Origin of the sequence: Shewanella sp. GutCb (assembly GCF_002836135.1) — a bacterium.
GTDB lineage: Bacteria > Pseudomonadota > Gammaproteobacteria > Enterobacterales > Shewanellaceae > Shewanella.
Map to the genome: position 1 here is coordinate 50627 of NZ_PJBL01000004.1, position 23575 is coordinate 74201.

24 protein-coding genes are annotated in these 23575 nt (G+C 44.5%); 3 read left to right on the plus strand and 21 right to left on the minus strand.

All coding sequences use genetic code 11. From position 1 onward, the window contains the following. Positions 1-413: 413 nt before the first annotated feature. The 20 genes from CXF86_RS05000 to CXF86_RS05095 form a co-directional block, all read right to left on the minus strand. On the minus strand, positions 414-1847 hold the full coding sequence (locus CXF86_RS05000; protein WP_101092222.1) for a sigma-54 dependent transcriptional regulator: 1434 nt from the start codon (positions 1845-1847) through the stop codon (positions 414-416). Between the two features lie 346 nt (positions 1848-2193). Further along, positions 2194-2595 (minus strand): flagellar export chaperone FliS, encoded by a 402-nt coding sequence (gene fliS / locus CXF86_RS05005; RefSeq protein WP_102038500.1) that lies wholly within the window; start codon positions 2593-2595, stop codon positions 2194-2196. A 6-nt stretch (positions 2596-2601) separates the two neighbouring features. Beyond that, positions 2602-2955 carry a flagella biosynthesis chaperone for FliD, FliT gene (locus CXF86_RS05010; protein WP_102038501.1) on the minus strand — a complete coding sequence of 118 codons (354 nt, stop codon included), beginning with the start codon at positions 2953-2955 and terminating at the stop codon, positions 2602-2604. A gap of 151 nt (positions 2956-3106) precedes the next feature. After that, positions 3107-4468 (minus strand): flagellar filament capping protein FliD, encoded by a 1362-nt coding sequence (fliD, locus tag CXF86_RS05015; RefSeq protein WP_102038502.1) that lies wholly within the window; start codon positions 4466-4468, stop codon positions 3107-3109. Between the two features lie 89 nt (positions 4469-4557). Further along, the gene (locus CXF86_RS05020) at positions 4558-5010 is read right to left on the minus strand and encodes a flagellar protein FlaG (RefSeq protein ID WP_102038503.1); all 453 of its coding nucleotides are present in this window, start codon (positions 5008-5010) and stop codon (positions 4558-4560) included. A gap of 289 nt (positions 5011-5299) precedes the next feature. Continuing rightward, positions 5300-6508 (minus strand): flagellin, encoded by a 1209-nt coding sequence (locus CXF86_RS05025; RefSeq protein WP_102038504.1) that lies wholly within the window; start codon positions 6506-6508, stop codon positions 5300-5302. A gap of 503 nt (positions 6509-7011) precedes the next feature. Continuing rightward, entirely contained in the window at positions 7012-8223 is a 1212-nt protein-coding gene (locus tag CXF86_RS05030; protein WP_102038505.1) for a flagellin, read from the minus strand. Between the two features lie 319 nt (positions 8224-8542). Continuing rightward, on the minus strand, positions 8543-9757 hold the full coding sequence (gene flgL, locus CXF86_RS05035) for a flagellar hook-associated protein FlgL (RefSeq protein WP_102038506.1): 1215 nt from the start codon (positions 9755-9757) through the stop codon (positions 8543-8545). 33 nt (positions 9758-9790) lie between these two features. After that, a complete protein-coding gene (gene flgK, locus CXF86_RS05040) occupies positions 9791-11455 on the minus strand; it encodes a flagellar hook-associated protein FlgK (protein ID WP_102038507.1) in 1665 nt (554 codons plus the stop codon). A 43-nt stretch (positions 11456-11498) separates the two neighbouring features. Then, positions 11499-12533: a flagellar assembly peptidoglycan hydrolase FlgJ gene (gene flgJ, locus CXF86_RS05045; RefSeq protein WP_102038508.1), complete on the minus strand. Its 1035-nt coding sequence runs from the start codon at positions 12531-12533 to the stop codon at positions 11499-11501. Between the two features lie 28 nt (positions 12534-12561). Next, the gene (locus CXF86_RS05050; protein ID WP_101092311.1) at positions 12562-13653 is read right to left on the minus strand and encodes a flagellar basal body P-ring protein FlgI; all 1092 of its coding nucleotides are present in this window, start codon (positions 13651-13653) and stop codon (positions 12562-12564) included. Positions 13654-13781: 128 nt separating this feature from the next. Further along, positions 13782-14456, minus strand: a complete 675-nt coding sequence (flgH, locus tag CXF86_RS05055) for a flagellar basal body L-ring protein FlgH (RefSeq protein WP_101092232.1) — start codon at positions 14454-14456, stop codon at positions 13782-13784. A gap of 90 nt (positions 14457-14546) precedes the next feature. Then, a complete protein-coding gene (gene flgG / locus CXF86_RS05060; protein ID WP_101092233.1) occupies positions 14547-15335 on the minus strand; it encodes a flagellar basal-body rod protein FlgG in 789 nt (262 codons plus the stop codon). Between the two features lie 10 nt (positions 15336-15345). After that, positions 15346-16089, minus strand: a complete 744-nt coding sequence (flgF, locus tag CXF86_RS05065) for a flagellar basal-body rod protein FlgF (protein WP_101092234.1) — start codon at positions 16087-16089, stop codon at positions 15346-15348. Positions 16090-16287: 198 nt separating this feature from the next. Then, positions 16288-17664 carry a flagellar hook protein FlgE gene (flgE, locus tag CXF86_RS05070; RefSeq protein ID WP_102038509.1) on the minus strand — a complete coding sequence of 459 codons (1377 nt, stop codon included), beginning with the start codon at positions 17662-17664 and terminating at the stop codon, positions 16288-16290. Between the two features lie 74 nt (positions 17665-17738). Continuing rightward, positions 17739-18545 (minus strand): flagellar hook assembly protein FlgD, encoded by an 807-nt coding sequence (flgD, locus tag CXF86_RS05075; protein ID WP_101092236.1) that lies wholly within the window; start codon positions 18543-18545, stop codon positions 17739-17741. Positions 18546-18570: 25 nt separating this feature from the next. Then, positions 18571-18987: a flagellar basal body rod protein FlgC gene (gene flgC, locus CXF86_RS05080; protein WP_101092237.1), complete on the minus strand. Its 417-nt coding sequence runs from the start codon at positions 18985-18987 to the stop codon at positions 18571-18573. A gap of 2 nt (positions 18988-18989) precedes the next feature. Beyond that, entirely contained in the window at positions 18990-19388 is a 399-nt protein-coding gene (flgB, locus tag CXF86_RS05085; protein ID WP_101092238.1) for a flagellar basal body rod protein FlgB, read from the minus strand. A gap of 173 nt (positions 19389-19561) precedes the next feature. Continuing rightward, a complete protein-coding gene (locus tag CXF86_RS05090; RefSeq protein ID WP_101092239.1) occupies positions 19562-20395 on the minus strand; it encodes a CheR family methyltransferase in 834 nt (277 codons plus the stop codon). A gap of 139 nt (positions 20396-20534) precedes the next feature. Further along, positions 20535-21455 (minus strand): chemotaxis protein CheV, encoded by a 921-nt coding sequence (locus CXF86_RS05095; protein ID WP_101092240.1) that lies wholly within the window; start codon positions 21453-21455, stop codon positions 20535-20537. Positions 21456-21740: 285 nt separating this feature from the next. Here CXF86_RS05095 and flgA point away from each other — a divergent pair, with 285 nt between their 5' ends. The 3 genes from flgA to CXF86_RS05110 all read left to right on the plus strand — a co-directional run bounded on the left by flgA (position 21741) and on the right by CXF86_RS05110 (position 23324). Continuing rightward, positions 21741-22454: a flagellar basal body P-ring formation chaperone FlgA gene (flgA, locus tag CXF86_RS05100; RefSeq protein WP_101092241.1), complete on the plus strand. Its 714-nt coding sequence runs from the start codon at positions 21741-21743 to the stop codon at positions 22452-22454. Positions 22455-22530: 76 nt separating this feature from the next. Further along, the gene (gene flgM / locus CXF86_RS05105) at positions 22531-22854 is read left to right on the plus strand and encodes a flagellar biosynthesis anti-sigma factor FlgM (protein ID WP_101092242.1); all 324 of its coding nucleotides are present in this window, start codon (positions 22531-22533) and stop codon (positions 22852-22854) included. Positions 22855-22898: 44 nt separating this feature from the next. Beyond that, positions 22899-23324: a flagella synthesis protein FlgN gene (locus tag CXF86_RS05110; protein WP_102038510.1), complete on the plus strand. Its 426-nt coding sequence runs from the start codon at positions 22899-22901 to the stop codon at positions 23322-23324. Here the strand turns inward: CXF86_RS05110 and CXF86_RS22675 are convergent. Continuing rightward, on the minus strand, positions 23313-23575 hold a 263-nt coding region (locus CXF86_RS22675; RefSeq protein WP_180961016.1), incomplete at its 5' end, for a hypothetical protein. The genes CXF86_RS05110 and CXF86_RS22675 overlap by 12 nt on opposite strands.

Here is a 23575-nt window from a genome sequence, read left to right on the forward strand (position 1 = left end):
CAGGTTTTGTGCCAACTTAGGAAGGAACGAGGAAAGCAGAATAAAGCTAAGACGAATGGTTAAAAAAACGAATAGAACTAAGACGGAACAAGCAAAGACGGACGCTTCGCTTACGGGAAAAGCAGGAAAAGATTAAAGCAAAAAAGCAAAAAAGCAAAAAAGCAAAAAAGCAAAAAAACAAAAAAACAAAAAAACAAAAAAACAAAAAAAGCCAGAAGCTATGCTTCTGGCTTTCTAATTTTAAATCGGTGCATACAATTAGCGTGGCTTGAATCGTCTCAGCTTTAATCGTCTTGGCTTCACTGTCGCTTGTACCATCTCTGCACTATCCGGCTTTAAATCGTCTCTGCTCGAACCGGCTCTTAACCGATTTTCACCGTCTCAGCTTGTACCATCTCAGCACTATCCGGCTTTTAATCTTTACCTAAACCGTATTTACGCATCTTCTCAACGAGCGTTGTACGGCGAATACCGAGCATTTCAGCAGCGCGGGCAACCACGTTATCTTGCTGATCTAATGCTTGTCTAATCATGTCGATTTCAAGCTCAGCCAGCAGATCTTTTAAGTTAACCCCTTCTGGAGGCAGCTCACTTGGGAAACGAGACTCTGGTATATCAATAGGTTCGTCATCATTAAAGATAGAGGCTAGCGCATCACGCTCAAGCTCCTCTTCACTGACTTCTATACAATATTCTGGTACATCAATATGACGATACTTAATCGGTAAGTCATTAACATCAACAAGTCCACCGGGGTACAAGATGGTTAAGCGCTCAACTAAGTTGGATAACTCACGAACGTTACCAGACCATGCATGCTCTTTAAGCGACTCGATGCCTCTTTGGGTAAAGCGCACTCGGCCACGGCCTTCGTTATAAACTCGGCTAACCAGTTCTTGCAGTAATAATGGAATATCTTCTTTGCGTTCACACAACGCAGGCATTTCTATTGGAAACACATTCAAGCGGTAATAGAGATCTTCTCTAAAGCTCCCCTCTTCAATCATGTTTTCAAGATTTCTATGTGTCGCCGCAACAACTCGAACGTCAGCCGCAATAGACTTACTGCCACCCACACGTTCAAATACTCGCTCTTGTAATACACGTAGTAGCTTAACTTGCATTTGCAGCGGCATGTCGCCTATTTCATCCAGAAACAGAGTGCCTTTTTCTGCTAATTCGAATCGACCTTTACGGGCACTAATTGCACCGGTAAATGAGCCTTTCTCGTGGCCAAACAACTCGCTTTCTAACAGTTCTGCCGGTATTGCACCACAGTTAACTGGAATAAACGGTCCATCGCGACGCTCTGAAATATAATGAATATTTCGTGCTACAACCTCTTTACCTGTACCTGATTGCCCAAGGATTAACACTGTGGCTTCAGAACTGGCAACTTGGCTAATGAGGTGGCGCACGTTAGCGATACCTTCACTGCGGCCAACGAGGCTGCGAAACAGTTTTGTTTGATTGGCACTAGTAGGCACATCAGCTCGCTTCACTTGGCCAAAAACTTGGCAGAAGTGAAGTAACTCAGTGAGCTGAGGATAATTTAGTGGTTCTTCGATACAGCCAAGAATATTCGAGGCTTTAACATCGGCAACGTCACCCAGCAGCAAAAATGGCTGCCACGGAAGCGCTCCAGCCAAAGACTGAATAAGTTCTTTTGATTGAGCTTCAGCGGGCAAAACAATCGCACGAAAACGCGCTTGTTTTGTATACAACTCAAGTTTGTCGAAACCGACTAACTCGACTTGCTCACCTAAAAACTCAAAAACACATGACAAGCGATTAATTCGCTCAGACTGGTTACCGACAAGTAGAATTCGTTGATCTTTTTGCATCATTCCGAAGGCCGTTAGGCTTATATGTATCAGCGCATTAATTATTAGTGTTAGTTGCTTATTATTTAAAGCCGGTAGCTTCTCTCAAAGAAATACCTTTAAATTCACTACCAAACTGAATAGTGTATTATCGGCTCGCTATAAGCAAGCCTCTGATGAAGTTTATGATAAACAGGATCTGTTTTGCTTAAAAACTCAGCACTCGCTAATTTAGCTGTGACAAGTTTTTGACATAAGTCAAAAAGGAGTAGCTCACCACCCCTCTTTTAGCACTTAACTGACAGGCTTAAGTCAATAGGCTCTAATACGTATCCTCTGCCAACATTCTCAACAATAGTCTGATAAATCATCAGCTTTCAGAAGATAACTCGTGAAGCTCAGTTGGAATTGCATCCCAAGCTTCTTTAATAACACGTAGAATACCTGCCGCATCATCAATGGCTTGTACATCATTATTCATGTTTGCGTCAGATATTTTCTGCAACATAAAATCATAAAGAGCACTTAGATTACCGGCAACATCACCTTCAGCTTCCATATTAAGGCTGCTATTGAGACTTGCAACAATACTGACAGCTTTGCCTAAGCTCACACCTTTAAACTCCAAGTTGTTTTGCTCTATGGCATAGCGCCCTTGTGCTAGACGCTCTAGTGCACCCGCAAACATCATTTGAATCACCTTGTGCGGTGAAGCAACGGCCATACTGCTATCTAAAGAAACTTTACGATATGATTGAAGCGAACCTCTCATAAATACCTACCTATTTGAATCTATTGTTTTATATACGTTGATTTGGCGTTTACCCTTACGTATTCCACGTAATAAGGCTTCGCGATCGACTAATACTTTTTTGGCCCGATGTTCAAATTCCAACGTCTTGTCCGCCTGAGCTTGCAGGTAAGTTCGATCTTCGAACTGACTATCGACCACTAACTGACCAATCAAAATTTGACGCGCACTAATGACTTCATGCAATTTAAATACCAAGGTGTCAGTGTCATCATTTTCAAACTGCAATTTCTCCAGTTTTTCGAGTAATTCAGTCATAGCTGTATCAACGGTGGTCAGTTGATGAATGATTTCAGTTACTGAAATTTGGGCTGTATTCATAAGATATTCACTTCAAAGGTCACTGATATAGGTAATCGCTAAGGCCAGCATTTCCGCAGGGGACACTGATTAACATGGTCGTTTGTGTAAGGAGATTATCGAACTTGAAGGAGTCTCGTAATTGAGTCACTCCTTAAATGCTAATTCACTGCTATTTTTTTGGTACTACGCCAGGGAGTGACGCTAAGCGAGCGGTCAAATCGGTAGATTGCGCACTCAAGTTAGCCACAATCAAATCCATCGCATTAAACTGCTTTAACAATCTCGCTTCATAGGAGACCATTTTACGAGTCAGTTGCTCGCGACTATCGGTAATACGGGTTATTTGATTATCTAAGGTCTCGTCACGACTATCGAGAGTGCCACCTTTTTTTACATAGGTCTCGACTAAGCCATCCAGCCTGGCTGCCAGCCCCGTATCCTCGGCGCTAAACATATCCTTAATTTGTGTCATGTCATTTTCAAGTGCTTTGTCGAGGATCTTCTCGTCAATCTCCAATGTGCCTTGTTGAGTGGTTTTAACCCCAATATTGGCTAACATGGTTGCACCGTCTTCAGAATCAAAACTACTCGACAAAACCCCACGCAACTGACTCTGAATACTGCGGATCATCGAGTCACCTTGCAAAGTCCCCGCTTTTTTCGTTTCGGCGTTATAACCTGATAAATCAGAAACCGTTTTCATCAAGGCGTTATAAGATTCTACGAAGCCTTCAATGCTTTTCTCAACTGTGGCAGTGTCTGCTGAAACGGTTAACTGGGTGCTTTTACTAAGATCCGCATCAGATAAGGTAATGCTTACGCCGGTAATGACGTTTTCAACGCTATTACTGCTTGAGGTCACTTTAAGGCCGTCAACATAAAGTACTGCATCTTTAGCAGTACTTAACTCGGTCATGGTAAAAGTATCAACTAAGCCCGTGCCACCGTCAGTATCTGCAGCCGTTACCGTAATCAGGTTATCAGTGCCGGTTTTATCCGATGTCATCACTAACTGCGGACCATTGTCACCGTTGATGATAGTAGCCGTAACGCCAACGTTATCTTCAGCATCATTGATTTTCTGCATCACTGTTTCAAGCGAATCGCCCGCTTCAACGGCTACGGTAAAGTCTTCACCAGCGACGCCAAAAGTTAATGAGCCCGCACCCAATGCAGCGGTCGCATCAGTAACAGGGGCTGAGCCCAATTTTTGGCTCTCGGCTAACTGCTCGACTTCAACTTTGTAACTACCCGGGACTGCATTTGCATCCGCCGTTGCACTGATAAAACCGCTACTTGAAAGTTTAACTTTTCGGGCAATGAAAGTATCTGGGTCGGTCAACTTTTCAAGACTGTCTTGAAAATCAGTAAATGCACTTTTGAGTGTACCCATTGCTGATATCTGGGTATTAATCTTGCCTTCATCAGCATCAAACTGAGCTACTTTAGGCGCACTTTCGGATTGCACCAACGCAGATACAATGCCATTAATGTCCATTCCTGAACCAATACCAACCGATGTTAATCCCATAACAACCTCAATACGCTAATACAAAAAACCAAAAAACCAAAAAAACCATTATTCTAACTATCTTTATGTTCTTCAACAGCCGAAAATCACTACACTTGCGTCGACATCAATATGCCATCCATCTCTGCCATTTTCTCATGCAATTTAATGGCCAACTCTAATGCTTCTTCATTAGGGATTTGCCTTATCAATTCACCAGTGTCGATATCAAGTACACTAACAACTTGGGTCCCTAGAGAATCATCGACCTTAAAGGTGAGTCCTTTGCGTAACATGGCCATCATATCAGACAATTTAGCTGCAACCTCTTCCATCTCTTCAGGTGACTCAGTCGCTTGTTCTACCTCTTCAAGCTTCGCTAACTCTTCCGCTTTTGCGGATGGCTCAATGATATTAACGGTATTGCCATCTTGCAGCTTATTGACTGTTTCTGTGCTGGCTAGCGTATGACTCGACTCTTGCTCTTCACTTGGTAACTGATTGTGAACTTTAGTTGTATCAACAGCTATAGGGGCCACAGAGCTGTTTAAGTTAAGTTCCATTTTTACCACTCCTGTCTTTCATTATTATAAGTCGGTTTGATAGATGAAATCACCACGGTGTCGTCTTAAAGCTCCACTCAAAGCGAGTTTCTTTAAGCAATAACCTATCCACAACCGCTAGTTCAAAGAACGCTCATTAATCGCCGTGTTCAAACGTGATCTAAAAAGCTTATTTTCGCAAATTAAAACAACAAAGGGAGCGTCGTTGCCGACCCTCCCTTTAATCAATTAGCTAAATACTCTTAACTACTATTATCAACATAAGGTCAAACCTTACTGCGACTTAGACTTATAACAGTGACAATGCTGCTTGTGGCAATTGGTTAGCCTGTGCAAGCATTGCAGAAGAGGTTTGCGACAGGATCTGCTGCTTCGTTAGCTCGGCAGTTTCTTTAGCAAAATCGACATCTTGAATACGGCTACGGGCATCTGACACGTTAGTTTGTATATTGCTCAAGTTGTTAATGGTAAAGTTCATTCGGTTTTGCACCGCACCCAAATCAGCACGTTCACCATCGATTTGTGCAATTGCAGCATCAATCACGCCAATAGCACTCTGAGAGCCACCCTCTGAAGTGATATCGATAGCAGCGACTGAGCTTATGCCCGAGTCTTCTGCGCCTTCAGTAATCGTAGTTACTAAAGCAGCCGCAGCAGTAACATCTGTCTTCACTGTCATTCCAAATGACGCATCATTGTCAATTGCCCCGCTAAATGCAATTGTACCATCCTCAGCTGCCGTAGCAGTAACACCAGTGTCAGTTATTTGGTCATTAATCGCAGTCGCTAAGTCTTCTGCAGTGCCACCAACAGGAACAACTACATCCAATGTCGATGAAGCACCACCAGCGTCAGTGTAAGCAAACTGAATGGTACCCGCTGTACCATCCGTACCCGGAGTAGCACCATCAGCGGTCACAGTATCTGCCATTACACTGGTAACGTGAGCGGCCGACATTGTAGCTTCAATTGATTTACCACCTACTACGCCCAATTTGTCAGCTGAGATGTCAGATAATTCAATTGCAATCACTTCGTTAGCGTTAGAACCAACTTGGAAATTCTTACTCTCAAAATCACCATTAAGTAACTTCTGACCACCAAAAGAGGTAGTGTCAGAGATACGAGTTAACTCACTGTTTAGCGAGTTAATTTCTTTTTGCATTGCGCCGCGGTCATCAGCAGAGTTTGAACCGTTAGCTGATTGCAGTGACAAATCACGCATACGCTGCAAGATGTTAGTTGATTCCTGCATTGCGCCTTCAGCGGTTTGCGCAATCGAGATACCATCGTTGGCATTACGCATGGCGACACCGATACCATTAATCTGGCTGGTCATACGGTTAGAAATCTGTAGGCCAGCAGCATCATCTTTCGCACTGTTAATGCGCATACCAGAGGCTAGACGCTCCATAGAGGTTTGTTGCTTGCTGCCTGCGCTGTTTAAGTTGCTTTGCGCTTTCATTGAGGTGACGTTGGTATTTACTGAAATAGCCATTATTAATTCCTTATTACCTTGCTTTAGACAGTACCTAACAACAGTACCTATATTAGTGCCTGTCTTTCTAAAGCCAGGCGAATCATGTTGGTTACAGTATCTATAACGGCACGTTCTTTTTAACCTTTAGCATTTATTTTGGATTTCGCACTAAAAAATTATAAATCACTATAAATCAACATCTTAATTTAGCCATAATATTAATTAAATTAGTGAGCTTCGTATCCATAGTGCTTAAGGCCAGACCGGTAATCATAATCTAACGGGTTAATAAACAATCGCTTGGGTGAGCTCAGAGCTGTGGTGGGAGGCTTTATTAATATAAAGCGGCAGTGAAAAGCTTTTAAATTACTGGGTTAACAAATGTGTTTGACATATTCACGCTTCAAAATGAAAAAGCTTCGATAGTAATATCGAAGCTTTTTACACGGTAATAAACATTAAAACAGTACAATGCAGGGGCTAACGCTATGCTATGCTAACCTAATTGACGTCTAAAAGTATTAACCTAATAGTGACAATGCAGCTTGTGGTAATTGGTTCGCCTGCGCTAGCATCGCTGAAGAGGTTTGCGACAGGATCTGCTGCTTCGTTAGCTCGGCAGTTTCTTTAGCAAAATCGACATCTTGAATACGGCTACGGGCATCTGACACGTTAGTTTGTATATTGCTCAAGTTGTTAATGGTAAAGTTCATTCGGTTTTGCACCGCACCCAAATCAGCACGTTCACCATCGATTTGTGCAATTGCAGCATCAATCACGCCAATAGCACTCTGAGAGCCACCCTCTGAAGTGATATCGATAGCAGCGACTGAGCTTATGCCCGAGTCTTCTGCGCCTTCAGTAATCGTAGTTACTAAAGCAGCCGCAGCAGTAACATCTGTCTTCACTGTCATTCCAAATGACGCATCATTGTCAATTGCCCCGCTAAATGCAATTGTACCATCCTCAGCTGCCGTAGCAGTAACACCAGTGTCAGTTATTTGGTCATTAATCGCAGTCGCTAAGTCTTCTGCAGTGCCACCAACAGGAACAACTACATCCAATGTCGATGAAGCACCACCAGCGTCAGTGTAAGCAAACTGAATGGTACCCGCTGTACCATCCGTACCCGGAGTAGCACCATCAGCGGTCACAGTATCTGCCATTACACTGGTAACGTGAGCGGCCGACATTGTAGCTTCAATTGATTTACCACCTACTACGCCCAATTTGTCAGCTGAGATGTCAGATAATTCAATTGCAATCACTTCGTTAGCGTTAGAACCAACTTGGAAATTCTTACTCTCAAAATCACCATTAAGTAACTTCTGACCACCAAAAGAGGTAGTGTCTGAAATTCGTGTTAACTCAGATTGCAGAGATGTCATCTCTTTTTGCATCGCGCCGCGGTCTTCCGCAGAGTTTGAGCCGTTAGCTGATTGCAGTGACAAGTCACGCATACGCTGCAAAATGTTGGTTGATTCCTGCATCGCACCTTCTGCGGTTTGTGCGATAGAGATACCGTCATTGGCATTACGCATAGCCACACCGATACCATTAATTTGACTGGTCATACGGTTAGATATTTGTAGACCAGCGGCATCATCTTTTGCACTGTTAATGCGTAGACCTGAAGACAAACGCTCCATTGATGTCTGCTGACTAGTACTCGCCTTGTTCATGTTTGATTGGGCTTTCATTGATGTGACGTTAGTATTAACGCTAATAGCCATGGTGTAATCCTCTTCTTAGTGGGTTTGCCAAGGTTGGTTACTTGGCTAAAATTGTTAATATTTCAATATTCAAACTGAATTCGTATAATTCAACGCCGTTGATAATGGCAAAGAGTTTTTTGTTTGACTTTTATTTGACTCTGTTGCCATGTCATTGCTAATCACTTTTAATTAACATTACCAATAGCTTAACTGTCAATTTTCTGTCTTGTGTCGTAAATACTTTAAAACTGAAATTTATAATGCTTTTTCTGTGCCAATTTGTATCGAACCGAAAATTTTTCTTACATTCTGCTTACACGCACTAACATTTAAAGGCTTATATATAGTCGAACAACGACATAGAGCCGACTTTACTAAACACACTTGATACCGCGTTGAGCGACATCTGCTGTTTTTCAAACTCTGTTATCGCTTCGGCGTAATCTAAGTCTTCAAGCAAAGACAATGCCGATTGGTTAACCAACTGCTCCTCTTTATGTGTGCTGGTATAGTTTTCTAAGCTCTTTAAACTATTGCCGGCCACACTGCGACTGCTGGCCATCTGTTCTTGCCCACTGCTAACATTATTCAATAACTGTGCCATTTCTGCCTGGCCTTGCGGAGTATTCAACTTACTCCCATCTTCAAGCAGCGCTATCGCGCTGTTTAAGGTATCGAACATGTTGGAGTTTTGTTCAGGCGTTAACTCGAATGTATCACCTGCAACAGGGGTACCTTTAAGCTGTAGCTCAATACCATCAACGGTTACTGGGTTGGTGACATCAAAATTGGGGATGTTAGTCACAGTGCCGGTAACGGTATCGGTGACATTGACATCAAGGCCACCAGCGCCATTATCAACAAAGTCAAAGGTATAGTTGCCGGCACTCGGCTTTGTGGGGTCGTTCGGGTCAGAAATTACGGCACTTTCAACCGTAAACTTACCTTGTTGTGACGCCGAATAATTGACGCTGTAATCACCAGTAGAATTAGCGGCGTTCATAAAGACGCTATCACCCGCAATATTGCTGCCAACAGTTACGCCCGAAGCCACAACGGAATCGCGTACACCAGAGTCGCCGCTGTAAACCACCTTGCCATTGTTGTCAAAAGCAAAAGGTTCTGAATTGGTTTTAAAGCCAGCAAATAAGCTATTACCGGATTCATCTTTACTATTGGCAATAGAGAGTAGCTCTTCGAGGCTGCCACGCATGTCATCGGCAATTGTTTGCCGATCGGAATCACTCAATGTGCCGTTTACTGAGCGGAGCATTTGCTCTCGCATGCTGGAAACGACATTTTCAGCATTACCTATTTTACTTTCGCTAACAGCCAAACGATTTGAGGCGTAATCAATGTTCTTTAGAAACTGATCGACCACAGCGCCCTGCTGTTTAAGATTATCGATGCCGATAGCGGCAACGGGATCATCACCCGCCGTGTTGACCTTTTTACCGGTTGCCAGCTGCTCCATGATTTTGCTCGTCGCTGACTGGCTTTTCATCACGTTGGTGGTAGTTTGGTTAAACATTTGCGCCGTTGAGATTCTCATCGTATTGTCCTTTCTCTACTTTTTAATACCGTGTTAGCGCAGTGCGCTAAACAAAGTATTAAATATTTCCGTCGCGGTAGTCATGATCCGCGCCGACGCTTGATAAGATTGCTGAAAGCGCATTAAATTAGCCGCTTCTTCATCAAGATTGACCCCTGACACACTTTGAACTCGGGTATAGGCTTGGTTGTAAATAGCCCCGGCTGAGCCCATAGATATTTCAGCTGACTTAGTTTTGCCGCCAATATCGAGCTTAGTATTTTCAAAAACATCCGTGAGGGTGGTTTTACCGCCGTTCATCATTTTGGTTTCGTTTAACTTCGCCATATTGACAAGGTTACTGTTATCGCCGTCTGCGGCAGGACTTGTCCCTGCGGCAGCAATGCCTTTGCCGTCGGTCATGGTGACCGATAACGCCGAGGCTGCACTTGAGGTGGGGCGAATATCAAATTTGTCGCCAGGGGCCATTGGGCCACTTGCGATATCGATGCTAATGCTAAAGCCATTAGCCCCATTCAGCGTATTACCGGTGAGGGTGAGTGGCGTGATATTGCCGCTACTGCTGTCTTTTAATTCGTAAGTCGGCGGCGTCGCGGTGGTATAACTTAGCTCATAGCTGCTGCCGGTAAGTGAGCCAACGTCATCAATATTGACACTCAAATTAGCATTACCGGTATTGGTTGATAGCGCGCCGACCCGGCCTAGTTGCATTGAAGGGTCGTTGATATCGGTAAAGATATTAGCGCCTACTTGGCCATTGAGATCAAAACCTTGAGACTGCGCCTGATTAAATGCATCCGCAACGCCAAGCGCAAATTGACCGAGCTCAAGCTGTGCAGGGATCAAGGTGTCATCACGGTAGTCAACCAACGCCCCCAACTGCCCGCCGACTTTTGACGCATCAACCACTAAACTCTTGCCCCCCGCAGAAGCGGTTATTTGCAGCTCCTGCCCGTGAGGATCCCCCGGTTTTGTACCAATTTGCATCGATACTTCACCAGACACCAGCATGATTGAACCACCAAGCATTACACTCTTAGCGCCAGATTCTAATGGCACAACATTCACTTCAGCATATTCACTAAGCTCAAGGATCAGTGCGTCTTGTTTATCAAGCAACTGCATATCTTGACCCTGAGACTTCATTAGCTCACGGTTTAAATTACCAAGTTCATTACTGATCTCATTGATACGGTCTGTGACAGCCGAGATTTGATCGTTGCTTTGACTCATTTGTCCATCAAGATGCTGCTGCATCTGATTAACGTTATTAGCCAACTGATTGGCATTGGTCAGTAGAGAGTCACGCAGCCCCAAATCGTCAGGAATATCTGCCAAGCTGTTTATGCCCGCAAAAAAACTGTTTAGCGATGCCGGGACAGCCGAGCCGATTTGAGAAAACAGTTGGTCGAGCTCAGACATTTTGCTGTAAGTGGTTTGAGCTTCACTTACCGCCGTTTGACCTATACGCAACTCACGCGCGGCGTAATCGTTATAAACGCGTTTTACGTCAGAGACATAAGTACCCGCACCATAAAATTCGCTGCCCATTCTCTGTGACTCTAGGCTCGATTGTGAAACAACCTGACGGTTGTAGCCATCGGTATTCGCATTGGCGATATTGTTACTGGTAATCGCCAGTTGAGATTGTGACGCTAGCACCCCGGTGCGAGCAATGCTCAGCAAGTCCATTGACATTATTTACAACTCCCCATTACAAACGGTTGCAAAATTGGGTTTATCATTGCTTAACCCCTTGTAAAATTTCTTTAAAATCTCGAGTGATTGTTTTCATTACCTGCATTACTTTATCGGTATACTTTGGATCAGTGGCGTAACCAGCATCTTGCAGTGACTGCACAAAGGCTTGTGGATTGGCGGCCTTTTTCATCGCGTCTTGGTAACGTTTGCTATTGGAGACAAATGACACAAAATCGTTAAAGCTCTGACCTATATCGTCATACACTCTAAAATCTGCCTTTTGCTTGACCGCTATGCCTTGCTCGTACTCCAGCGTATTAACCTGGGCTTTGTCGCCCTGCCAGCGGTTGTCAGCTTTGATATTGAATAAATTATTACTTTGCTGTCCAGCAACGCCCTTGACCATTTTCTGGCCCCAACCGGTTTCCAGTGCTGATTGTGCGATGAGCACTTCAGGTGTGGTGCCTAATTGTTTAGCGGCTTTTTCAGCATGGGGGTATAAACGACTCACGAATTCATCTTGACTGGTAAAGTCTGCTTGTGACTTGTCGACATTCAGTGCTGCCGACGGCAAAATCTTGCCACTTAAAAGAGAATCTAATGTTTGCGGCGCGACGCTAACACTAGTGCCAAGACCCAAGGGTGAACTTGCGGTCGTGCGTGAGGTTGGCATCTGCATCGCATGGCCGTTATCGAGTGTAAAACCATTGGATCTAGCGGAACTGTCACTGTCACCTCTTAATACTGAGGCCGGTGTCATTGGACTGTTAGTGGGGTCTAGTTGCTGTACCATCAAGTCAGCTAATCCGAGCATGCCTTGGCCTGAGAGGTTCAAAGACATCTGCTGATCATGCATCTGCTCGTAAAATTTGGTGTATTGGCTGTTCATCGGGCTGTCGGATTCAAACACAGCATTAGCATCTCGCATGCTCTTCATTAGCATCTGTACAAAAATACCTTCAAACTGTTGCGCCACTTCTTTTAGCGCACTGTTTTCACCTTTCTGGGCTTTGGATCTGAGTGAGTCTAATCCCCCCAGATCCAAAAATTGCGATGCATTCGACAACTTATCCATGACTCATTCCCACTCAAACCGACAATTTTTAGATTATTATCAGTTCACCATGCAAAGCGCCTGCCATCTTTAACGCTTCAAGTATTGCCAGTACATCTGAAGGTGCTGCCCCAACGAGGTTAACCGCCCGTACTAACTCATCTAGCGTGGTGCCAGGGTTAAACATAAACATGCGACTATCATCTTCAGAAACATCAATGGTGCTATCGGAAGTGACTACGGTTTGACCATTGCCGAATGGATTAGGTTGAGAAACTTGAGTTGCTTCGGCAATCGTCACTGTCAAGCCACCATGAGTGACCGCAGCTGGCAATAATTTGACGTTTTGCCCGACGACAATGGTGCCCGTCCTTGAATTAACAATCACTTTGGCTGACTCTTCAGCAGGTTCGATTTCGATATTTTCAAGCGTGGCTAGAAATGACACTCGTTGTGATACATCACGTGGCGCACTCACTTGCACAGACGCAGCATCGAGCGGTCTTGCCATACCAGGGCCTAATAAGTCATTGATTGCGTCTGACAATCTTTTAGCCGTTGAAAAATCAGCACGACGGAGGTTAAAGGTGAGGTAATCACCTGTCGAAAATGGCGTAGCAACCGTACGTTCAATAATCGCGCCATTAGGAATACGGCCAACGGTGGGGGTATTTTGGATAACTTTAGAACCATCGAGCCCCTCAGCACTAAAGCCACTCACAACCATGCTGCCCTGCGCAATCGCATACACATTACCATCGATCCCTCTAAGGAAGGTCTGTAGTAGCATGCCGCCACGTAAACTCTTAGCTTCACCTAAACTTGACACTGCAATGTCTAAGGTCTGCCCCGGTTTGATAAAGGGTGGCATGTTGGCACTCACCGCAACCACGGCGATGTTTTTAATTTTAGGTCTGAAATTATCCGGCAAATTAATACCAAAGTTCTTCAACATGGTTTTAAATGTTTGCTCGGTATAGCGTGTCTTTTCGCCGGTGCCAGGTAAGCCAACCACTAAGCCATAACCAATCAATTGGTTACTTCGTACCCCTTGGACATTGGCTATATCTTTAATGCGCTGCGCCTGTACCGGTGAGGCAATCACTAATATCGCACAAAGTAATGCCAGTTTTATTTTCATCATGAAAAGTCCTTAGCTAATGTAAGCGAGCTTATTGCCGCTCCACAGCTGCCCTCACAGGCGGTTAAATGTCGCAGTCCGCGCGGCACCTTGGCTTATTATTGTTGTTATGAGTTATCAATGACGACCTAAAATGGCCACCAGCTCCCCATAAAGAATGAACTGAGCCATCCCACTTTTTGTACTTCGGCAAACGTACCCGTTCCGCTGTATTGGATACGCGCATTTGCCACTCGCGGCGAGTCGATAGTGTTATCAGGACGAATGTCTTGTGCACGCACAATGCCAGTAATACGCACAAACTCATCGCCGTTATTAATGCTTATCCACTTCTCACCACGAATAACTAAGTTGCCGTTATTGAGTACTTTCATCACGTTTGCAGAAATACTGCCCGACAAGCTGTTGCTTTGGTCAGCGTCTGATTCTCGCTTAGTGTTCATGCTGTCTTTATAACGTAAATCGATGGGTTTACCCCCGATGGTAACGTTACCGCCGCCGGCATAAATCGGGTCAAGAGACAGATCAGTACCTTTTTTAATTTCGTTATTGGCACTCTTTTTAGCTTGAGTCGATTCCATCAGTATTACGGTAATAATATCGCCCACTTTCAATGCCTTAATGTCTGAATAAAGGCTTGAGGCTTGGCTGTCTTGATACATAGACCCGGTTGCGGCAATTTTTGTTGGCGGCGCTTCAGGGTAAACCGGTGCGTAATACGGATCGTCAGCAATCGGCTTTCCATTGGTTGAACTACAACCTGAAAGCGCAGCAATAACGATTAACATCCAGTAACGACTCATACAAAAACTCTCTTCACATTTAAGGCATATTGAGTGCCATATACGTTGAAATTAACAGTGGCGAATAAGCCACTTAAACTGATTTTACGCTTACAAATTCTGGTTCACGTACGACAACATCTGATCAACCGCAGAGATAACCTTGGAGTTCATCTCGTAGATCCGCTGACTTTCAATCAGGTTCACCAGCTCTTCTGTTACGTTAACGTTTGAGGTTTCTAATGCGCCTTGGCGAATAGCGCCCATCCCATCAAGGGATGCCGTACCTTGGATAGGCGTGCCGCTGGCTCCGGTTTCCATATAAAGGTTTTGCCCCATAGGATCCAGGCCTGCAGGGTTAATAAAGTCAGACATTGAAAGCTGGCCAACCACTTGGTTTTCAGCATTACCAGGGGTTTTAACCGACACTTCGCCTTCAGCCGATACCGTAATACTGCTGGCATCATCAGGGATGGTAATGGCAGGTTGCACCACATAACCCGAACCTGGCGTTACAATTTGTCCTGTGTCATCCAAGCTAAATTGACCGGTGCGAGTATAAGCCGCAGTGCCGTCTGGCATCTGCACTTCGAAAAAACCAGGACCTTCGACCATCAAGTCTAACGAGTTATCGGTCGTCAGCATGTTGCCTTGGGTAAAGACTTTTTGAGTCGCCACCACTTTAGTACCGGCGCCGATGTTCAAACCATTGGGCAATTTGGTATTTGACGCACTAATACCACCCGCTTGATTCACGTTTTGATAGAGCAGATCTTCAAAAACGGCACGGCTCTTTTTAAAACCAATGGTGCTGGCGTTGGCCACGTTGTTTGAAATTACAGCAATGTCAGTTTGCTGAGCGTCTAAACCAGTCTTACTTATCCATAAAGCGGGATGCATAGTCTTTCTCCTAGCTTATGCGCATTAATGAGGCGGAAGCTTTATCGATTTCTTCTGCTGTCTTCATCATCTTGACCTGCATCTCAAACTGACGTTGTATGTCAATCATCGATACCATTTCATGTACTGCATTAACGTTGCTGCCTTCAACAGCACCGCTAAGTAACCCAACGCTAGGATCTGCGGCGGCGACTTGACCCGATATTTGACGGAATAAACCATCTTGGCCACGCATCATATTTTCATTACCAGGCTTGACCAACTTAATACGGCCCACCTCTTCAATAACCTCAGCGGTGGCACCCGATGGACGGACAGAGATAATGCCATCTTGCGATATTTCAATTTTTTCGATAGGCAGTGGCAACACGATGGGGCCATTGTCACCCATCACAGCCGTGCCTCTATCATTGCGTAAAACGCCAGTGGTATCGAAGCTTAAGCTACCTGAACGAGTGTATGCTTCGCTACCATCTGCGGCTTGAACCGCAATCCAGCCATCACCTTTTACGGCAATATCTAGATTTCTACCGGTGGTTTTCATCGGACCACTGGCAAAGTCAGCTGACGGGTTTTCGGTCATGGCGAACACGCGCGTTGGCAAACCTTCACCAAAGGCTTGCATCGAACGCGCCTGAGCGAAATCCGATTTAAATCCGTCAGTACTGGCGTTTGCCAAATTGTTGGCACTGATAGCCAACGCATTCATATTCTGTTTCGCGCCGCTCATGGCGACATAGAGTAACTTGTCCACTTAACGCTCCGTCAAACTTCCGTCTAACGTATTAGATAGCAAGCATCGTGCCAGAAATGTAAGTGTTGCAATTGGATATAAAAAGAGGGAGTTGCAGCAAGAATATAAACAATGGGACTAAAAGAGGAAACACGTTGCCGTGGCGGCAACGTGTAAACGTATAACGCGGCTAAAAACCGCGTTAACAGACCTTAATGATTATCGGATCTGCAGTATGGTTTGTTGTAGCGTATTGTTGACTTCCAGCGTTCTTGAGTTAGCTTGGAAGTTACGTTGAGCAGAGATAAGGTCAACCAACTCGGTGGTCAAATCCACGTTAGATTGCTCTAGTGCTGAAGAACGAATGCCACCAAAAGTGCCACTGTTTGCCTCACCCGCTAATGCTGGCCCAGAATCAATGCTCGCTTTCCAAGAGGTATTACCCGCTTGTGATAAACCTTGCTCGTTGGCAAAGCGGACTAATGCTACCCGTGCCAATGGCACTGTTGAACCATTACTATAACTGGCGTTGACCAGGCCATCGGCCCCTACTTCAACGTTAGTTAAACGACCGACTGTAGTACCGTCTTGGGTTAATTCCGTCACTTCAAATGGTGATGCATATTGAGTCGGTTGATTAAACTTAAGGTTTAATGTTTGCGTACCATCAGCGCCAGCGCCGAGAATATTGGCGCCGCCAACTCCGAGGGCTTCAGTCTTAATGGTTGCAGGATCACTCCCCTCATATCCACCCGTATCGTTAAAAGAGATTGCTGCGCCTTTCCAAGTATTGCCAGCCGCATCAGCCTTCGTTTCAGCATCTGCCGTGCCATCTATCGTACCATCACCACTAGTATCGACATTATAAGTGCCTGCAGCAGGGTCGACATTCACTTTTTTGCCATCAACTGCGTAAAATGCAACCCAGTTACTTTCACCGGTGTGCGCCGCATTGGGTGGGCGAACAAAATAGCTTGTCATAACATGTGGCTCACCTAATGAATCATACATGGTGACCGACGTTGAATTGTTGAATGTATCAGGGTCATCGGGGTTGAAATCTGCTGGACTAAATGTCTTATCTCCCGCATTCAAGTTCATCTGCATACCGATATTTTCAGTTTTTACTGGGCTACCTGCCGTATCCGGAATTTTGACTGGCTGCGTGGTGGTCAAACTCACTGATGTTGAGTTGCCATCTTTATCAACCGGGAAGGTTTGCAGAAAGTTACCTGCTGAATCAACCATGTAGTTGTTTGAGTCAAACTTAAACGCACCCGCACGAGTAAATGAATGATCCTGCGAGCCCACTTCTGATGAAGTGACGAAGAAACCACCGCCGTTAATCGCCATATCAAGTGAGTTATTGGTAAATTGTAAGCTACCTTGCTGGAACTGCTGCGCCACCTGGCTGGTTGCAACACCGCCACCGACGGTTGTTTTGCTATTAGCAAAAATAGAGGTCGCGTAAACATCGGCAAACTCAGCGCGTGATTCTTTAAAACCAGTGGTGTTAACGTTAGCGATATTGTTTGCGGTTGTATTGAGATCTTTTTGCGCAGCAGATATACCGCTCAGAGCAATGTTAAATGACATAGTTCACCTCTATCCTTGTTCAATTCGTTTTAGGAGAGGTTTATCTGCCTCTCTTATTAATATCTGTCGTGCGTTTACGATTCTGACACCGCTAATACATCACTAATCTTAATACCGCCAACGCCGCGCAAATTCAAAATAGCGCCGGTAGCTGCTGTCCCTAACGACACGCTCGTGACGTGAGCGTAAGTTGAAACGGGTAATTCTTCACTCTTGCCATCAACTTTACCCGTGACTTTTAGGGTGTAACTCCCTTCAGCAACAGGCTCGCCATTTTTACCCATACCGTCCCAAGTCACCTCAACGTTGCCGCCCGCACTGCCATCCACTTGAAAAGTAGATATCAGCTGACCAGATTCATCTTCGACGCGAACGGTTAAGTCTTTAATCGTTTCAGGCGTACTGACGACCCCCTTTATGACCGGCTCTTCAGCTGAGATATAGCCGGTATCCGATGGGATAAGTACTTTTTGCCCAACCAGACCTGACGCTTGCAAGGCTTGGCTTGATGTCGTTAGCGCATTGAGGTTAACAATCTCTTCGTTAAGCTTGCTAATACCGTCAACGGTCGAGAACGATGCCATCTGTTGGATCATTTGATCATTGTCGACTGGCTTAAACGGATCTTGCATCGACAACTGTTGACTCAACAGCGAGAAGAAATCTTCTTGCGATAAGTCCTGACTATTGGCTTCAGGTATTGAATTTTCTGCAGGCAAACGCAAACTGTCTAAAAACGGATTACCCGTTGTCGGAGTCGACGTTGCTGCCGCGTTACTTTGTACCGTCGTCTGCGTCGCAGCTTGCGGCGTAACAGTGCTAGCACTTTGTGGCTGGCCTGTTGCAGATTGCGTGTTATTGAGCGGATTAATAAGGCTCAAAATTTACCTCCAGCTTTCACTGAGTTTATTTACCAATTCTAAGGGTTTGCTGAAGCATCGATTTTGCAGCTTCAGTCACTTGTACATTCATCTGATATGAGCGAGAGGCAGAGATCATGTCGGCCATCTCCTCCATCACATTGACATTGGGCTTATAGATAAAGCCATCAGTATCGGCCATTGGATGACCTGGCGAGTATTCTTTATTTAACGGTAAGTCACTTTCAACAATTCCCTTAACGGCAACGGCTTGTGAAGCACTTTGATGCTGTTGAGCTTGGTTCATTTCAGCTTCAAAAATAGGATGGCGAGCACGATAGGTCTTACCCACACTGCTAGATACAGAGTCTGCGTTGGCAATATTACTGGCCGTGGTATTGAGTCTGACCGATTGCGCCGACATACCTGAACCTGCGACGTTAAAAATATTAAATAAACTCATAATTATTCGCCTCTAATCGCTTTTTTCATGCCTGAAAACTTGCTGTCGAGAAAACCGAGTGACATTTGATACTCAAGGGCATTTTTCATGAAGGCTGATTGCTCCTCTTGAATGTCTACTGTATTACCGTCACCGGTGTCTGGCTGATTCGGTACCCGATAAGCGACATTTTGCTGCGTTAACGCGGCTAAATCGAAGTGCTTGCTATCGCTCTTGGTCATGGACAAGCCCGATTGACGTGACTGCGCTGAATTCATTGCTTTAGCAAAATCAACATCGCGGGCTTTATAGTTTGGTGTGTCGGCATTGGCAATATTTGAAGATAGGACCTCTGCACGTTGAGAGCGTACGCCCAAAGTGTACTGATGAACGCCTAATGCACTATCAAAATTAATCGCCATAAAATTGCCTCCTCAGCTCGATAGCTAGAATAAAGCAATTGGTGTGCCAAATTAGTCTAAAAGAATGAAAATAGACGATTTACTTAGAGGGTAGCGCTATAGCGGCGGGATGATGCGGATAAACAGGGTGTCAAAAATGCGTTGATTGCACTTCAACACCCACAACAATAAGCTTAAGTTCGTTTTTGGTAATAGATGCCAGGATTACAGCGCACCATATCAAACTCATCAGACAAACCGGCAATAGACTCTGACGCACCCAAGAAAAGAATACCTTTAGGGTTCAGTGCGGCAGCAAATTGCCGCAATATTTTCCGCTTTGCCTCTGGAGAGAAGTAGATCAATACATTGCGGCAAAAGATAATGTCGAACTTGCCGAGCAAGGTATAATTTTCGAGCAAGTTGTGAGCTCGAAAATTAACCAATTGCTTCACATTGTTCTTAATCACCATATTACCCGATGGCAATGCATCAAAAAAATGACGTTTTCGTTCATCTGATAAACCACGGGCTAACGCTAAATTGTCATACTCCGCTTTTTTACAGCGCTCAAGCATCGTCGGCGAGAGATCCGTCGCCAATATACTCGCTCCACCGGGCAGTGTTCCAGGTTTACGCTGCTGATATTCCAGAATCGTCATACTTAAAGAATACGGCTCTTGCCCCGACGAACAGGCAGCTGACCATATTTTTACCGGTCGACCGAGTCGGCTGTAATTGGGCAAAATGGAATTAAACAACAACTCGAAAGGATAGCGATCGCGAAACCAAAGGGTTTCGTTGGTTGTCATGGCATCGATAACTTCAGTGCGAAGTTGACGCTCAGTGGGTTTCATTGAATGCTTTACAACATCCGATAAAGAGGGAAGATTATACTTGCCCATTAGCGGCGCCAATCGACTGCGCACAAGATATTGCTTGCTGTCACCGAGCACAATACCGCTGTGCTGCTCTAAAAACAGTCTGAACTGATGGTACTCGTTTTCAGCAAGTGATTTATTCGGCACTCTGTATCCTAAATATCAATAAAACAAGTCGCATAAAAGGCGCAACTTTACAACAATCGCTGGGTTATACATTAGCCATCTCGGAAACACAAGCAAGACTTGGTTTCCGCTGGCTTTGCTGTGAACTTAGCCCTACGCGTTATAAACTTAAATGTTTGTTTACCGCGGCGGCTAACTCATCAGGGTTAAACTTAGCAATAAAGTCATTAGCGCCCACTTTTTGCACCATCGCCTGATTAAACACGCCACTAAGCGAAGTATGTAACACCACTTTGATGTTTCTAAGCTTAGGATCATCACGTATTTCAGCGGTGAGGGTATAACCATCCATTTCAGGCATTTCAATATCTGAAATAATCAACGGAATTTCAGTCGACACGTCGTCGAGTTCCGCCGCTATTGCACGTAACTTTTCTAATGCTTCTTTACCATCTTTGGCAGTATCGATTTGCAGATCAAGCGAGGCTAACGCTCGAATAATCTGTTTACGGGCCACCGATGAGTCATCTATCACCATAATGTGATAATGCTTATTTCTATCGATTGTCAGCTTCTCGTCTAACTCTTTACTGATGTTGGTATTGACGGGTGAAATCTCATCTAAGATTTTCTCAACATCCAAAATCTCCACTAACTCATTATCAATCTCTGTCACGGCCGTCAAATATGAGCCACGTCCGGCGCCTTGTGGTGGCGGCATGATCGCTTCCCAGTTCATATTAATAATACGTTCAACCGAACTGACTAAGAACCCCTGCACACTGCGGTTGTACTCAGAAATGATAATAAAGCTGTTCTCAATGTTCTCAATTGGGCGGCCGCCTGTTGCAGCACTCAAATCAATCACTGAAATGGTCATGCCGCGTACATGGGCAATGCCACGCACACTAGAGTTAAGTCTAGGTAAGCTTGTTAACGGAGGGCATTGCAGCACCTCTTTTACCTTAAATACGTTAATGCCGAATCGTTGACGTCCATTAAGTTTAAATAACAATAACTCAAGTCGGTTTTGCCCAACCAATTGCGTTCGCTTATTTACTGAATCAAGAATGTTCGACATAAAATTTGCCTTGTACTTACTTTTTATCGGTTAAATCTAAAAGATTAAATTTAGGTGTAGTTAACGCTTATTTCGTTGATCTTTCGCATCCATATTGTCAATACTGATCAATATAAACTCATCCCTACATTTAGGCATACTACTTGCTTAGTTAGCACTATCTGATTCAAACGTTGCGACATCAGTCAACTTTATGACGCCCAACGATTTAATGAGTTCGCTACCGACATTCTACAATTAACACGACTTAGGTGCATTCTAGCGAATCAAGCTAATGTATTCATTATGAAAATAAATTTTTGGTTACTTTCTACCGTACTTTATTTCCCTGTAATCACTATTGCAGATGCCAATCAGGTTGCTAGTGTTCCCTCTTTATCGACCATTTCTCGATTAGCTATAGCGGCAGTTGAAGAAAAAATTGAAGCGCCAGAAAAAGCGAAGGTCAATATCACGCCGCAAAAATTAGATACCCGCGTCAGCTTGCCTAATTGCTTTCTGCCGATAAAAGCAGAAATAGCCAGCGATCGAGCAATAAGGCGTAACAACACGGTCAAAATAAGCTGCGACAGCCCAGACTTGAGTTACCCATGGCAAATATTTTTATCGGTAAGGGTCGATATTCTCTACCCGGTAGTGGTGGCTAAAGCCACCTTAGGCCCTGGCGATTTAATCTCACAAAGCGATGTAGCCATTGACTATGTCGAGCAAAGCACGCTGCGAGGTCAACAGTTTGACCAATTAAGCCAAGTGGTCGGCGCTCGGCTTAAACGTCGAGTCGCACCACAGCAACCTATTTTTAATAACCATCTGTGCGTTGTTTGTAAGGGCGACACTGTCTCTATCATTGCACGGTCTCAAAACTTCGAGATAAAAACCGTCGGCGAAGCATTACATGATGGCAATTTAGGCGACAAGATTCGGATTAAGAACAGCCATTCACATAAAACCTTAAACGCAAAAGTCATTGCGGTTGGCCAAGTTGAAGTAAGAATGTAAAATAACATTAAAGTTAACGGTTATCGCGCCGATAGCATGTGTAAGAAAGTCTCTTTATTCAATGTTGGATACCAAAATGGCTATGGATATTAAACACGTAAATAGCGCAGCTACAGCGCGCATCAACACCAGTAATGCCGGCAAAGGCTCTGCATCACAAAGCGCGACAGCTGCGCCAGTGCAAACTGCGGTGGCACAAAAAACTGACTCGGTGTCAATTACACCGCAGGCACAACAGATCCAAAATGTGCAAACTAAGATTGCCGACATGCCCGATATTGACCAAAAGAAGGTTGATGAAATTAAGGCTGCAATCGCTGAAGGTCGTTACAAAATCGATCCAGAAAAACTTGCAACTAATATCGCAAACTTCGAGAATGAACTTAGCGATTTAAACTAATGTCTCCGCAAACCGCGGATTAAGGCATAAAAGATAAGGCCATTATGACTAATTTATCTCATCTATTGAGCTCACAACATACCGTGTTGACTGAGCTTAAAGCCGTTATTAGCCAAGAAACAAAAGCGCTACAGTCTCAAGATGCTGACACATTGTTGTCACTTGCCAGTACTAAAGCGACCTTACTTGACAGCCTAAAGCATAACGATGAGATCATAGCGACTCAGCCAGATAAAAGTACATTAAAGACCGACGCCACATTATCTCAACAAGTTAGTGAAGCAAAAGCCTTGCTAGCCGAGTGCCAACAGCTCAACGCTGAGAACGAGTCTTTAATTGAATTGAGCTTAGCCAGCTTAAATCGCTTCTCTCAGGCGCTGCAGGTCAGTCGTAATTCAGCCAGCCTCACCTACGATGAAAAGGGCCGCACATCCAGTATTTCTAGCTTAGGTAATAATTTAAGTGCTTAGAAGACGGTAGATGCTAAGACGGTAGATGCTAAGACAGTAGATACCAAGACGGTAGATACTAAGACGGTAGATACTAAGACGGTAGATACCAAGACGGTAGATACCAAGACGGTAGATACCAAAACGGTAGATACTAAGACGGTAGATACTAAGACGGTAAATACCAAGACGGTAGATGCCAAGACGGTAGATGCCAAGACGGTAGATGCTAAGACGGTAGATGCTAAGACGGTAGATGCTAAGACGGTAGA

Coding starts and splice junctions, on each gene's coding strand:
- CXF86_RS05000 (WP_101092222.1), bottom strand. CDS start 1,847: ATGATGCAAAAAGATCAACGAATTCTACTTGTCGGTAACCAGTCTGAG.
- fliS (WP_102038500.1), bottom strand. CDS start 2,595: ATGAGAGGTTCGCTTCAATCATATCGTAAAGTTTCTTTAGATAGCAGT.
- CXF86_RS05010 (WP_102038501.1), bottom strand. CDS start 2,955: ATGAATACAGCCCAAATTTCAGTAACTGAAATCATTCATCAACTGACC.
- fliD (WP_102038502.1), bottom strand. CDS start 4,468: ATGGGATTAACATCGGTTGGTATTGGTTCAGGAATGGACATTAATGGC.
- CXF86_RS05020 (WP_102038503.1), bottom strand. CDS start 5,010: ATGGAACTTAACTTAAACAGCTCTGTGGCCCCTATAGCTGTTGATACA.
- CXF86_RS05025 (WP_102038504.1), bottom strand. CDS start 6,508: ATGGCTATTTCAGTAAATACCAACGTCACCTCAATGAAAGCGCAAAGC.
- CXF86_RS05030 (WP_102038505.1), bottom strand. CDS start 8,223: ATGGCTATTAGCGTTAATACTAACGTCACATCAATGAAAGCCCAATCA.
- flgL (WP_102038506.1), bottom strand. CDS start 9,757: ATGAGAATCTCAACGGCGCAAATGTTTAACCAAACTACCACCAACGTG.
- flgK (WP_102038507.1), bottom strand. CDS start 11,455: ATGTCAATGGACTTGCTGAGCATTGCTCGCACCGGGGTGCTAGCGTCA.
- flgJ (WP_102038508.1), bottom strand. CDS start 12,533: ATGGATAAGTTGTCGAATGCATCGCAATTTTTGGATCTGGGGGGATTA.
- CXF86_RS05050 (WP_101092311.1), bottom strand. CDS start 13,653: ATGAAAATAAAACTGGCATTACTTTGTGCGATATTAGTGATTGCCTCA.
- flgH (WP_101092232.1), bottom strand. CDS start 14,456: ATGAGTCGTTACTGGATGTTAATCGTTATTGCTGCGCTTTCAGGTTGT.
- flgG (WP_101092233.1), bottom strand. CDS start 15,335: ATGCATCCCGCTTTATGGATAAGTAAGACTGGTTTAGACGCTCAGCAA.
- flgE (WP_102038509.1), bottom strand. CDS start 17,664: ATGTCATTTAACATTGCTCTGAGCGGTATATCTGCTGCGCAAAAAGAT.
- flgC (WP_101092237.1), bottom strand. CDS start 18,987: ATGAGTTTATTTAATATTTTTAACGTCGCAGGTTCAGGTATGTCGGCG.
- flgB (WP_101092238.1), bottom strand. CDS start 19,388: ATGGCGATTAATTTTGATAGTGCATTAGGCGTTCATCAGTACACTTTG.
- CXF86_RS05095 (WP_101092240.1), bottom strand. CDS start 21,455: ATGTCGAACATTCTTGATTCAGTAAATAAGCGAACGCAATTGGTTGGG.
- flgA (WP_101092241.1), top strand. CDS start 21,741: ATGAAAATAAATTTTTGGTTACTTTCTACCGTACTTTATTTCCCTGTA.
- flgM (WP_101092242.1), top strand. CDS start 22,531: ATGGCTATGGATATTAAACACGTAAATAGCGCAGCTACAGCGCGCATC.
- CXF86_RS05110 (WP_102038510.1), top strand. CDS start 22,899: ATGACTAATTTATCTCATCTATTGAGCTCACAACATACCGTGTTGACT.